The sequence below is a fragment of the Pseudomonas sp. TWP3-2 genome (genome assembly GCF_049897765.1).
Lineage (GTDB): Bacteria > Pseudomonadota > Gammaproteobacteria > Pseudomonadales > Pseudomonadaceae > Aquipseudomonas.
The window spans coordinates 217,797-230,458 of record NZ_JAFCWW010000002.1 but is presented as its reverse complement, the minus strand read 5'-3'; the positions used below and the strand labels follow the sequence as shown (position 1 = coordinate 230,458).

At 58.2% G+C, this 12,662-nt stretch carries 14 protein-coding genes; 8 read left to right on the top strand and 6 right to left on the bottom strand.

Annotated features, from left to right (window positions below; translation table 11 throughout):
- The 7 genes from exbD to ACP7EE_RS04130 all read left to right on the top strand — a co-directional run bounded on the left by exbD (position 1) and on the right by ACP7EE_RS04130 (position 7,273).
- The gene (exbD, locus tag ACP7EE_RS04160) at positions 1–429 is read left to right on the top strand and encodes a TonB system transport protein ExbD (RefSeq protein ID WP_420649264.1); all 429 of its coding nucleotides are present in this window, start codon (positions 1–3) and stop codon (positions 427–429) included.
- A complete protein-coding gene (locus ACP7EE_RS04155) occupies positions 426–1,172 on the top strand; it encodes a TonB family protein (protein ID WP_426233691.1) in 747 nt (248 codons plus the stop codon). The genes exbD and ACP7EE_RS04155 overlap by 4 nt, the downstream gene beginning before the upstream one ends.
- A gap of 217 nt (positions 1,173–1,389) precedes the next feature.
- A complete protein-coding gene (locus ACP7EE_RS04150; RefSeq protein WP_426206505.1) occupies positions 1,390–2,319 on the top strand; it encodes a LysR substrate-binding domain-containing protein in 930 nt (309 codons plus the stop codon).
- A 9-nt stretch (positions 2,320–2,328) separates the two neighbouring features.
- The gene (gene recG, locus ACP7EE_RS04145) at positions 2,329–4,404 is read left to right on the top strand and encodes an ATP-dependent DNA helicase RecG (RefSeq protein ID WP_420649266.1); all 2,076 of its coding nucleotides are present in this window, start codon (positions 2,329–2,331) and stop codon (positions 4,402–4,404) included.
- A 79-nt stretch (positions 4,405–4,483) separates the two neighbouring features.
- Positions 4,484–5,884, top strand: coding sequence for an aminoacyl-tRNA deacylase and HDOD domain-containing protein (locus ACP7EE_RS04140; protein ID WP_420649267.1), 1,401 nt, complete (start codon positions 4,484–4,486; stop codon positions 5,882–5,884).
- Between the two features lie 370 nt (positions 5,885–6,254).
- Positions 6,255–6,512 carry a hypothetical protein gene (locus tag ACP7EE_RS04135; protein ID WP_426233834.1) on the top strand — a complete coding sequence of 86 codons (258 nt, stop codon included), beginning with the start codon at positions 6,255–6,257 and terminating at the stop codon, positions 6,510–6,512.
- A complete protein-coding gene (locus tag ACP7EE_RS04130) occupies positions 6,509–7,273 on the top strand; it encodes a Fic/DOC family protein (RefSeq protein ID WP_426233689.1) in 765 nt (254 codons plus the stop codon). Before ACP7EE_RS04135 ends, ACP7EE_RS04130 begins: the two co-directional genes overlap by 4 nt.
- Before the next feature lie 5 nt (positions 7,274–7,278).
- On the opposite strand, the gene ACP7EE_RS04125 is transcribed toward ACP7EE_RS04130, so the two are convergent.
- Positions 7,279–7,662: an SCP2 sterol-binding domain-containing protein gene (locus ACP7EE_RS04125; protein WP_426233687.1), complete on the bottom strand. Its 384-nt coding sequence runs from the start codon at positions 7,660–7,662 to the stop codon at positions 7,279–7,281.
- Positions 7,663–8,029: 367 nt separating this feature from the next.
- On the opposite strand from ACP7EE_RS04125, the gene ACP7EE_RS04120 reads away from it, so the two are divergent.
- Positions 8,030–8,416, top strand: coding sequence for a DUF6124 family protein (locus ACP7EE_RS04120; protein ID WP_426233685.1), 387 nt, complete (start codon positions 8,030–8,032; stop codon positions 8,414–8,416).
- Between the two features lie 55 nt (positions 8,417–8,471).
- Here ACP7EE_RS04120 and ACP7EE_RS04115 read toward each other — a convergent pair whose 3' ends face one another.
- From ACP7EE_RS04115 to ACP7EE_RS04095, 5 genes are all read right to left on the bottom strand, one after another.
- Positions 8,472–8,909, bottom strand: a complete 438-nt coding sequence (locus ACP7EE_RS04115) for a hypothetical protein (protein WP_426233683.1) — start codon at positions 8,907–8,909, stop codon at positions 8,472–8,474.
- Positions 8,910–8,913: 4 nt separating this feature from the next.
- Positions 8,914–9,501 (bottom strand): lysozyme inhibitor LprI family protein, encoded by a 588-nt coding sequence (locus tag ACP7EE_RS04110; RefSeq protein ID WP_426233681.1) that lies wholly within the window; start codon positions 9,499–9,501, stop codon positions 8,914–8,916.
- Positions 9,502–9,794: 293 nt separating this feature from the next.
- Complete coding sequence (locus ACP7EE_RS04105; protein WP_426233679.1) at positions 9,795–10,883, bottom strand: hypothetical protein; 1,089 nt, start codon at positions 10,881–10,883, stop codon at positions 9,795–9,797.
- A 28-nt stretch (positions 10,884–10,911) separates the two neighbouring features.
- Entirely contained in the window at positions 10,912–11,811 is a 900-nt protein-coding gene (locus ACP7EE_RS04100; RefSeq protein WP_426233677.1) for a hypothetical protein, read from the bottom strand.
- An 82-nt stretch (positions 11,812–11,893) separates the two neighbouring features.
- Positions 11,894–12,661: a lysozyme inhibitor LprI family protein gene (locus tag ACP7EE_RS04095; protein ID WP_426233833.1), complete on the bottom strand. Its 768-nt coding sequence runs from the start codon at positions 12,659–12,661 to the stop codon at positions 11,894–11,896.
- Position 12,662 lies beyond the last annotated feature (1 nt).

Genomic DNA, 12,662 nt, shown 5'->3' with positions numbered 1-12,662 from the left:
ATGGGCCTGCATTTGAAAGAAGGCGCAGACGACGATCTGGCCGAGAACCACGAAATCAACGTCACGCCGTTCATCGACGTGATGCTGGTGCTGTTGATCATCTTCATGGTGGCCGCGCCGTTGGCCACTGTGGACATCAAAGTCGACCTGCCAGCCTCGACCGCCAAACCGGCGCCGCGGCCAGAGAAACCGGTGTTCCTCAGCGTGAAAGCTGACCAGCGCCTGTTCCTCGGCGAAGACGAAGTGACCGCCGCGTCGCTCGGCGCCACCCTCGACGCGAAAACCAAGGGCAAGAAGGACACGACGATCTTCTTCCAGGCCGATAAAGGCGTGGATTACGGCGACCTGATGAGCGTGATGGATAGTCTGCGCGCCGCCGGTTACCTGAAGGTCGGCCTGGTCGGTCTTGAGAGCGCAGTCAAAAAATGATCACGACGCGCCATAAGCTGACGCGTTACGGCGGTAGCCTGGCCGTGGTGCTGGGCGTGCATGCGCTGGCCATCGCGCTGGCCCTGAACTGGACCGCCCGCCCGCCCATCGAATTGCCGCCGCAGGCAATGATGGTCGAGCTGGCACCGCTCCCGGCCCCGCCACCGCCGGCACCGCCGAAAGTCGTCACGCCACCGCAGCCACCGGCTCCGGTGGAAGAACTGCCGATTCCGAAACTGGCCGAAGCACCGAAAGCCGAAATCGCGGTGCAGAAACCTAAACCCAAGCCAAAGCCTAAACCGCCGAAGCCAGTCGAAAAGAAGCTGCCCGATCCACCGAAGGAAAAACCTTCCGAGGAAAAACCGGCCGACACTCAACCAACCCAGGCGCCAACCGAGAAGTCAGCACAGCCGGCGCCCGGCCCATCGCCAGCACAATTGGCGGCCAAGGCCAGTTGGCAAGGCACCCTGCTCGCGCATTTGCAGAAGTACAAGAAGTACCCGCAAAGCGCACAGGCACGGGGCAAAGAAGGTCTGAACCGACTGCGTTTCGTGGTCGATGCTGAAGGCAACGTGTTGTCGTTCGAACTGGTGGGCCGCTCTGGCAACGCCGATCTGGACCGGGCCACCCTGGAAATGATCCGCCGCGCACAGCCGCTGCCCAAGCCACCGGCCGACATGCTGACCAATGGCACAATCGAAATTGTTGCGCCGTTTGTGTATTCCCTCGAACGCCGGCGTTAAAGCACTACAAAAACCTGTGGGAGCTGGCTTGCCAGCTCCCACAGGGATTTTCTCCAACCGGAAGAATCCACTTAAAGAAGGCACCGTAAGGTGCCTTTTGCATATCTATCTGCGGCAAACCGCTATTGCCCGGTGTCGCTCTCATCACTCAGTCTGATAACGTGCGTCTATCGATTGCAGCCGGTATGCTTGGCCCGCACCTTCATGGACGCTTGCTATGACCCTCACAGAATTGCGCTACATCGTTACCCTCGCCCAAGAGCAGCATTTCGGCCACGCCGCCGAGAAATGCCACGTCAGCCAGCCGACCCTGTCGGTGGGCGTGAAGAAACTTGAAGACGAACTCGGTGTGCTGATTTTCGAGCGCAGCAAGAGTGCCGTGCGCGTGACGCCGGTCGGTGAAGGCATCGTCGCCCAGGCGCAGAAAGTCCTGGAGCAGGCGCAAGGCATTCGCGAGCTGGCTCAGGCTGGCAAGAACCAGCTGACCGCCCCGCTGAAAGTCGGCGCGATCTACACCGTCGGCCCGTACCTGTTCCCGCATCTGATTCCACAACTGCACCGGGTCGCCCCGCAGATGCCGTTGTACATCGAAGAAAACTTCACCCACGTGCTGCGCGACAAACTGCGCAACGGCGAGCTCGACGCGATCATCATCGCCTTGCCGTTCAACGAAGCCGATGTGCTGACCCTGCAACTCTACGACGAGCCGTTCTACGTCCTGATGCCGGCCCAGCACCCGTGGACCCAGAAAGAATCCATCGACGCCGCGCTGCTCAACGACAAGAGCCTGCTGCTGCTCGGTGAAGGTCACTGCTTCCGCGACCAAGTGTTGGAAGCCTGCCCAACCCTGACCAAAGGCAACGACGGCGCGCGCCACACCACGGTTGAATCCAGCTCGCTGGAAACTATCCGCCACATGGTCGCGTCCGGCCTCGGCATTTCGATCCTGCCGCTGTCGGCAGTCGACAGCCATCACTACGCTCCGGGCGTCATTGAAGTGCGGCCGCTGTCGGCACCGGTACCGTTCCGCACCGTGGCCATTGCCTGGCGCGCGAGCTTCCCACGGCCGAAAGCCATCGAGATCCTCGCCGACTCCATTCGCCTGTGCTCGGTGGCCAAGCCAGCGGCACCGGTCACAGCCGGTTAAGTCAGCGTCATGACGGAGCTGTCGCAAGTATCGGTGACGGCACTCAAGGGTGTCGGTGAAGCCATGGCCGAGAAACTCGCCAAGGTCGGTCTGGAGAACCTCCAGGACGTGCTGTTTCACCTGCCCCTGCGTTATCAGGATCGCACCCGCGTGGTGCCGATCGGCCACTTGCGACCGGGACAGGACGCCGTGGTCGAAGGCACCGTCAGCGGCGCCGACGTGGTCATGGGCCGCCGCCGCAGTCTGGTGGTGCGCATGCAGGACGGCACCGGCGGGCTGAGCCTGCGCTTCTATCATTTCAGCAATGCGCAGAAAGAAGGCCTGAAACGCGGCACGCGGATTCGCTGCTACGGCGAAGCCCGGCCCGGCGCTTCGGGGTTGGAAATCTACCACCCGGAATACCGCGCGATCACCGGCGACGAACCGCCGCCAGTGGATGAAACCCTGACCCCGGTCTACCCGCTGACCGAAGGCCTGACCCAGGCGCGGCTGCGCCAACTGTGCATGCAGACCCTGACCCTGCTCGGCCCGTCCAGCCTGCCCGACTGGCTGCCGACCGAGCTGGCGCGGGACTATCAACTGGCGCCACTCGCCGACGCGATCCGCTACCTGCACAACCCGCCCGCCGATGCCGACGTCGATGAACTCGCGCTCGGTCATCACTGGGCGCAGCATCGCCTGGCTTTCGAAGAGCTGCTGACGCATCAACTGTCCCAGCAACGTCTGCGCGAGAGCATGCGTTCCCTGCGCGCGCCGGCCATGCCGAAAGCTACCAAGCTGCCGCCGAAATATCTGGCCAATCTCGGCTTCGCCCCGACCGGCGCCCAGCAGCGTGTCGGCAACGAAATCGCCTACGACCTCAGCCAGCACGAACCGATGCTGCGGCTGATTCAGGGCGACGTTGGCGCGGGTAAAACTGTGGTCGCCGCCCTCGCTGCGTTGCAGGCACTCGAGGCTGGTTATCAAGTCGCGCTGATGGCGCCGACCGAGATTCTCGCCGAGCAGCATTTCATCACCTTCAAGCGCTGGCTCGAACCGCTGGGCATCGAAGTCGCGTGGCTGGCGGGCAAGCTCAAAGGCAAGAACCGTGTCGCCGCGCTGGAACAGATCGCCAGCGGCACACCGATGGTGGTCGGCACGCACGCGCTGTTTCAGGACGAAGTGAAGTTCAAGAATCTGGCGCTGGTGATCATCGACGAACAGCACCGCTTTGGCGTGCAGCAACGTCTGGCACTGCGGCAGAAAGGTGTTGGCGGGCGCATGTGTCCGCACCAATTGATCATGACCGCCACGCCGATTCCGCGCACGCTGGCGATGAGCGCCTATGCCGACCTCGACACCTCGATCCTCGACGAATTACCGCCCGGTCGCACCCCGGTCAACACCGTGCTGGTCACCGACACGCGCCGCGTCGAAGTCATCGAACGCGTGCGCGGTGCCTGCGCCGAAGGTCGTCAGGCCTATTGGGTCTGCACCCTGATTGAAGAATCCGAAGAGCTGACCTGCCAGGCCGCCGAAACCACTTTCGAAGACCTCACCCTCGCCCTCGGCGAGTTGAAAGTCGGGCTGATCCACGGCCGTATGAAACCGGTGGAGAAAGCCGCCGTCATGGCCGAATTCAAGGCCGGCAACCTGCAACTGCTGGTCGCGACCACGGTAATTGAAGTCGGCGTCGATGTGCCTAACGCCAGTCTGATGATCATCGAAAACCCTGAGCGCCTCGGCTTGGCGCAACTGCACCAGTTGCGTGGTCGGGTCGGACGCGGCAGCGCGGCCAGCCATTGCGTGCTGCTCTACCATCCGCCGCTGTCACAGATCGGTCGTCAGCGCCTCGGCATCATGCGCGAGACCAACGACGGCTTCGTTATCGCCGAGAAAGACCTTGAGCTGCGCGGCCCCGGCGAAATGCTCGGCACCCGCCAGACCGGCCTGCTGCAATTCAAAGTCGCCGACCTGATGCGCGACGCCGATCTGCTGCCCGCCGTGCGCGATGCTGCGCAAGCGTTGCTCGAACGCTGGCCGACGCACGTCAGTCCGCTGCTCGACCGCTGGCTGCGCCATGGGCAGCAATATGGTCAAGTGTGAGCAGCGTCGCAGTTTCTGAACCCTCGTCCCAACCAAGCTGGTTATACTCCAGCAATTGTTTCAAAAACGGATACAGACCATGACCGAAGCTGCTCTCGCCCCCGAACCCCCGCAAGCTCCGTCGGTAATTCGGCTGCTGCTGGGCAAGCTGGGCATCGCCTACGAAGAAGTGCTCGACCACCACGGCCTGAATGCCTCGCGCAAAGTCCAGGCCGTTTTGCTCGATGACGCCGTGGGCGCGCTGATGGTGCTGTTCCCGCAGAGCCAGTTGCTCGACCTCAATCGCCTCGCCGAACTGACCGGCCGCCGCCTCACCGCCGTGTCCACCGAGCGCCTGGAAAAGATGCTCGGCAAGCACAGCCTGAGCCTGTTGCCGGGCCTGCCGGCGCTGACCAGTTCGCCGTGCCTCTACGAAGAAAGCCTGCTGCGTGAACCGAAGTTGCTGATCAACTCCGGCGAGCCGGGCCTGCTGCTGGAGATCACCAGCGAAGCCTTCAAGACCATGCTGACCAAGGCCAGCGCCGCCAACTTCGGCGAAAACCTGACCAGCATCCGCCCGAACCTCGACCGCCCGGATGATGACCGCGAGGAAATCACCCAGGCCGTGCAAGCTTTCACCGCGCGGCGCATCCAGCAGCGTCTGGAAGCGACCATCGAGATTCCGCCGCTGGCCGAAACTGCGCAAAAAATCATCAAGCTGCGGGTTGACCCGAACGCGACCATCGACGACATCACTGGCGTGGTCGAAACCGATCCGGCACTGGCCGCACAAGTGGTGAGCTGGGCGGCATCGCCGTACTACGCCTCGCCGGGCAAGATCCGTTCGGTGGAAGACGCCATCGTCCGCGTGCTGGGTTTCGATCTGGTGATCAATCTGGCGCTGGGCCTGGCCCTTGGCAAGACCCTGAGCCTGCCCAAAGACCATCCGCAACACACCACGCCGTACTGGCAGCAATCGATCTACACCGCCGCCGTCATCGAAGGCCTGACCCGCGCCATGCCGCGCGCCCAGCGCCCGGAAGCCGGCCTGACCTACCTCGCCGGTCTGCTGCACAACTTCGGCTACCTGCTGCTGGCCCACGTGTTCCCGCCGCACTTCTCGCTGATCTGCCGCCACCTCGAGGTCAACCCGCACCTGTGCCACAGCTACGTCGAGCAACACTTGCTCGGCATCAGTCGCGAACAGATCGGCTCGTGGCTGATGCGCTACTGGGACATGCCGGACGAACTGGCCACCGCCCTGCGCTTCCAGCACGACCCAAGCTACGACGGCGCCTACGCCGAATACCCGAACCTCGTGTGCCTGGCGGTACGCCTGCTACGCGCTCGCGGAGTCGGCTCAGGCCCCGACGAAGACATCCCCGACGCCCTGCTCGAACGCGTCGGCCTGACCCGCGACAAAGCCAACGACGTCGTCAGCAAAGTCCTCGAAGCTGAAGTCCTGCTGCGCGAACTGGCCTCGCAATTCAGCCAGGCCTAAACGCATCACGGGCAAGCCGCCCCCGCAAGATCCACGCGATTCTGTGGGAGCGGGCTTGCCCGCGATGAATCCACCCCGATCCAACTGACTCAACACAACCCCTGTGGCGAGGGAGCTTGCTCCCGCTCGACTGCGCAGCAGTCGCAAACCCGGCCAACAAGGTGTGTCAGTTACAACTCAGATCCCAGAGTCTGGGGCCGCTTCGCAACCCAACGGGGCGGTGCGACGATTCGCTAAATCCCCTCGCCACAAAAGCAGCTACCGACAACCCACATACTTCCTCACTTTTCATCTGATCGTTGGCTATGAGCCACCGAGGACAACAGGAAGGCGCCCTGCTATGATTTGGTGGCAAATAGAGGGCTTTCCGATGACCCAATCATCTGCTGTCAGTGTTGCAAACCAAGTCCGTAAGCTTGCGAAAGACCATAAGGTCACCGCCGAACGTGACGGCATGAGTCGTATGGCCGTGAGCATTACCCGTTTGGCTGGCGATGTCGTCGAGCTGGACGGCATCGAACAGTTGCTGGTCAATCTCAAGAGAAAAGGCGTCCTGAGCAAAGCTGAAATCCTGGCGCTGCAAGGGCGTTATCTTCAGGAAAGGCGCGCACAGAAACGTAGCGCATGACCTTTGACCCGTTCGGCGACTTCGAAACGGCTGGATACCTTCAAAATTCGCTGCAACTAAAAGACCCTACTGAAGTAAAAGAGTCAGAGCATCTTGCGTTCGAATTGAGTATCGAGGAAGCGCTTGCCTACTTGGCCAAGAAAAAGCCTCTCGATTACAAGACTGTTCTCAAAGTTCACGAAATCCTGTTCTCGGGCTTCTATCACTGGGCCGGAAAAGACCGGAACGAGCTTGTCCCTCACCTGGCAGTCTTCAAGGGCTCCCTCGACGACCCGCGCAGCACCGTGTTCGAGCGCCCGGACTCCATCAAGATGTCTGTTGACTATGCGCTTGAGCTGGCAGCTGACAAGAAGCGCTTCAGAGACCATCCCGGCGGGGTAATGGGTCAGCTGGCTTTCGCACACCCCTTCCTGGACGGAAATGGTCGCACGATTCTATTAGTCTTCATGGAACTCTGTTATCGAGCCAAATTCGCCATCGACTGGTCAAAGACAAGCAAAGACGATTACTTGCGGGCACTCAGCGATGAGATCCGAGAGCCTCGCGAAAGGCATCTAGACAACTACCTCAAGCCGTTCGTAGTCGATATATCCAGTCGTGACGAGTGGCCCGAGACCATCGGTGGCATCAGAGGTCTGGATGGCCTGGACAAGGACGACATCACATACGAGAACCTGGACCACCCGCAAGTCCAGCAAATCTACAAGTCATACCGCGCCCAGCCACTCGACGGGTGCGAGCCTCCCGAGCCGAATGGCTGAAAGACCTACGCCTTCGGCTTGGCCTTTCTCGGCTTCAAATATTTCATCAACCCCTGGAACCACATCACCAGTGCCGGGTTGCCTTTGATCTGAATCGTCTTGTCCTGAATCCCCTGCATGAACGCCAACTGCTTGTTCTTCGCCTGCATCGTGGCAAACCCGAATGCCGCGTCCTTGAAGGCAATCGCGAATGCCGGCTCCGCCACCATCCCTGACTTGCTGGTAATGCGCTGATCCTTCACCACGAAATGCCGCGCCACCTTGCCGTCCAGAGTCTGCATCTGAAACACCAGATCCTTGTCACCCAACTGCTGCTGAAACGCAGGATTTGTCCGACTGGCCTTACCCATCAACAGACCCAGCATCCACAGAAGAAAACGAAATTTCATGCGCACAGCCTCAAAAGGAAAATGAACGGCCGGCGCAGTGTAACGGCTTCGCGCCAATTCGCCACTATCTGCCACTGATAGAAGACGTTGCCACGCTTTTCCCGCCTGATGACTACCAAGTCACTCTTTCACGCCCGACTTCCTACACCTGCCGAAACACATTCCTGTAGGAGCTGCCGAAAGCTGCGATCTTTTGATCTTCTAACCCGCAACCCTGTCGGAAATGTCCTTCAAACTCTGGCGCTGTCCATGAACTATGCGGGTTGAGGGTTCGTCGATAACCTTTGTTCGTCACCGCAAAATCGGTGGCCGGATGTGCAAGTCCGACCTCGGAGCAAATCTTTCCAACTTAAAAGGATTTACACCGATGACCAATCCAACGCCCGCTGACGAAACAGTTTCGCCGTACGAATCCCCAGACTCGAAGAAATTCCACGAAGCCGCCGAACGCGCCCTCGACCACCATTTCGGCCCGGCACCCGCGCCTGCATCCGCCCCACCGTCCGACCCACCTCCGAAACGCCGAGGCGGTCTCTTCACCCTCTCCAGCGACATCGACGCCGAAGCCCTAATGGCCAACGCCTCGGAAGACCTGCTATCCATCAGCGCCATCGCCGCCGATCTGGCCGACGACCTCGACGGCACACGCCGCTCGGTGGCATTGGCCCTGAGCAGAATGGCGGATGGCGTGCAGCTAATGGTTGAAGGTGTGCTCGATCACATCGAGTTGAAGGAGTACGGGGTTAAGCCGTAACAAATCGCGGACGGAAAAAGGGGACGTTAAGTCCCCTTTTCTGATGAGCCCAGACTCACCACTGACAGCCGTTCTCTGGCGACGCCTCCATGGCGATGTCTTGATCGAATGAATACTTCTTCCCGGATTTGTAGTTCGTGTAGGTCATCCCATAGATTCGGGCACCTTGACTGACCATTTCATACTCGCCTGTCAGCGATCCCTCGGAAACCTCCACCCAAGTTGTCGTGAACTGAGAAGGGCGCCCCTCTGCCATGACTTCCTCTTCGGTGCTCCGAAAGACAAGTGGAATCACCTTATGGGACTTGGTGTATTGAACCCCTGCCCCGCTCCAACGGGTGACCGTATCGTAATAGGACCGAAACTCGAAATTGATGCTCTTTCCTTCCTGCGAACGAAAGCAAGAAATCTCGGTATTGACCTCACTGTGGGCAGTCATCGGTATTAGAAGAAGCGCAGAAATAAACGCAGACAATGATTTCAAACCGATCATTCCTTCAACGATTCAGAGGTAATTGAAAGCGCATTCGCATCGCACAGTTAGCAATGTCCTCCCGGAACACACGCTCACTCATTTCACAGTGCCCATCAACGTATTGCGTCCAAAGCGGATCATCGAGCTCAGCCCCTCCCAATCGCTCGATTGAAGCCACCATTCCCTTCTCCCGGTTCTCCCCTGCCATAACGGATGCCGCTTTGTAGAAGCCATCAATCATCACGCCAGTCTGTAGAGCGACCAACTCCCCCAACCGTGCATTGGTTGTTTGCACCAGGCAACCAAGCCTTTCGATAGGCGCCTCTGCGCCGGGCAACGCCGACTGATAGATGTCCTCGCAATACGCGTCCTTGAAACGTACCCATTTCTTCTGCACGTCGATCAGCTGTTTCCTGTCGGCCGGCGCCAAACTGGCCAGCGCTTTCTTGTATTGCTCATTCAGCACTGCATCGACTTTCTCGAAAGTCTGCTGACCGCAGGTGATCAAGTCGGGGTTGGAAAAACTGTCGGGATTGCAGGTTTCTGCGGCAAATGCGGCAGTAGAGGAAGCCAATAGCAGGCTACCGAAAAAAAAGAAAAATCCATTCATGCTATTACTCCATCAGTGCAGCGCATCGTGGCATGCTCATACGGAAATTATGCCCCGCGCACTCTGAACTTCAAATGCAGTGACTTGCCTTGATCGACTCTGTGCTGTGCCGCGCCAACGCAATCGCATCAAATTATTGATTGCCAAATGCTTTCCTTTGTTGGCCGCCATTTGATTACAGGCTGAAGCCCGATCACATCGAATTGAAGGAATACGGGATTAAGTCGTAGCGAGATTGCTGCTGAAGTTAAGGGGACGCTATGTCCCCTGTCTCGATGTCATTACCAATCGAGCTAGCGAAAGTCTTCTGCGCTTTTAGTACGTGACTGCAACCCTTGGAGCGCTGACCGGTTGATAAAAGAATAACCTCCGGCAGCGCAACGCTGCCTGAAGATAAGTTTGTCATCCTTGAGCACGGTCAGATAGCTGACGAAGGCTTGATTAACGAGGTAGGTGTATGGACCGGTTTTAAACTTGATGATGTTCAGGTTCACACTGCCTTCCGACGCATTCACTACAAAGAATTTTCCTTTGGGCGGTACAGCGCTCTTCGGGAACACCATCTCTATTTTTCCCGGCACACCATAACGGTACTGAACAAAGCCAGCCGAAGGCTTGCTGTTCCCACTCGCACAAACAGAAACCGTCTTGCCGCCAGTCAACGGACAGCTGAAATAAATGTCTTCGTCATCCGAGCACAGCGTTCCGTCCTGCCCACCCTTCAATGGCGCCGTCTCATGCGAGACGCGCTCCGGTGTATGCGCAATATCGGCACAATTGGACAGGCAAACCAGCTTCGAAAGATCCGGAACATCGCTTTCGGTAAAAAGGTACGTCGCTGAACCATCACGGGTGCGGGCGTGATAAACGGGGACGCTCACAGCCAGCCCCTTGGCAGATACAGGCACTACGGAATCCTTCCCCGAGACGACCCAGCCTTCCGCCCCCCCGCACAACTCCTCCAAAGCGACGTCACTGAATGAGTCTTTCGTGGGAACAGCGAATGGCTTGGCATCACCTCGACAATCGTAACCATGCCAATACGGGCCGGTGTTCATATCAATGTCTATCGAGAAAATATAGGCACCGTCGAGTAGCACTTTTCCATTGTTGTAGGAAAAAACCAGCCAACGGCGCGTCTTCGACTGTGAGGAATTTTCTTCCTCCAGGATGTAGCGCTCGCCATCTCGATACAGCCAGAAAACACTCATCGCTCCGGCCGATACCGCACTTTCGGAGAGACGCTGCCCGGACTGTGCGTCCACCAGGAAATCGTCCTTCAGCGCGAGCGCACAGTCGCTGTCGGCGTCCATGCACGACTTGAGTGACGGAAACATCGGCCCCGCCACTGCCGAGAAAGAACACAGCAATACCGCGATCAAGCCTAATCTTTTCAACTTTTCACCTGTATCAAAGCGAGTAATCCATCACTTCTTCCAGCCGCCAGCACTGCCCACGGACAAACCGATACTCGAAGACATAGTCGGTATCCGGCTTCTGCAGAATCGCCGTGGCCTTGTTGCCCCGCTCTTCCTTGACCGTCAACGTCAGGCCTTGGACTTCGCGCTTCGCCAGATCAGGGATGATTGGAAACTTCAACTGATCACCGCTGAGGCTGTTTTTTTGCATCTCCGGTTCAGGATCGCCGGCTACGGTCGTGACCATTTGCAGCGGCTGTTGGACGAAGGTTTTTTGCACATCTGCGCGCTCGGAAAAGGCTGTTAGGAACGCTGAGAATTCTGTGGAGGGACAAGCGACATTCACCGCTTCCACTTTTGAGCGCGCAATCATCTGTGCATCCCATTCTGCCAAGCGCTTTTTAACGCTCGCCGCATCCTTGTAAGCGCACTCGACTTCTACGTCATCTTCCTTATTCAGCCCGTCGCGACAGTTCTGAAACTCGGGTTCTGGCGGGTCACCGCGAAAGAACTGCAACGACAAGTGATCGCCATCCCTGAAGAGCGGCAGTTCCAGCACCGAGTAGGAGCTACCTTCGAAATGACTATCCGAGACTTTGCGTTTTGTTAGAACAAACATCGACTTCCCCGCTCGCGCAGGGGATTTGCGCTCGAAGAAGAACACCGATGCGATCTCCTCGCCTTCGACCTTCCACACATAATTCAGCGAAGGCGTTGGCGCATCCACGGGGGCGTAGAAAATTTCAGCATCGGGCACATGCGCTTCTCTCACCTGATCTTTGAGGTTGTTCTTCAAAAAGAACACCGTGATCTTTTGATCACCCAGCGAGGCAACTACCGGCGGATGCAACTGGCCGATGGTTTGGGGATCATTTGCGACTGCCGGCTGCATCGACAATCCGGCCATGAATCCGAGCGCACCAATACAACTTGAGAGCCTGACCAATTCCACTCACTTCCCTGTTGATGAATATTTACGCTGCTGGTTGCGATGACTCAGATGTATCGCATTGCAGTTCTTTGATCTGTGAGTTCTGAATCGGAATCACACAGGCCAAGCGCTTCTCTCCCGGTCCACGAAGCTCGGTCAGGCTAAGCGTCACGTGCAAGCCGTCATCAGCAAATACATGATCCTCAAAACCAGCGTCGGCATAGTCAGTCCAAAACGCTTTGCCAGCAAAACTGCAAAAGCGTTTGGACGACAACACCCTCCAATTGCCATTTGGCGCAAGGATCTGCACATTGAGACACGGACTACCAAACGTGGTGACGTACCGAGCCACAACATCGCCGAAACGTTGAGAAGCAGAACTGGAAACCTTGGCGACATCGACCACTTCACTCGGACCATCCGGCGCGATAGCGTCCAGATAGGCAACACGTTCCAGACTCATTCTGGCGATGCAGTTATTGGTGACGGTGGTGTGCGCCGCTGCACCGGGTTCGATGTCCGTGGCTTCGAGAGGGCACGTGGTATCGCGTAACTTGATCCACGCACGCTGCGAGTCTCTGGCCATGGCCATGTATGCCTTTGCTTGTTCAGGTTCAGGCTTCCATTGAGACTCGAATCGAGTCATCAATTTTTTGTAGCTGGCATTGAGTTTTGCATCGGCACTCTTGCGGTCGGCCTCGACGCATTGGTCGTATTGCCAGCTCACTGTGATGACTTTGCAGTTGTCCTCAGCGAGCGCGATTGAAGCGGATAGCAGTCCCAAGGACAACGCGATAAAGCGCACAAACATG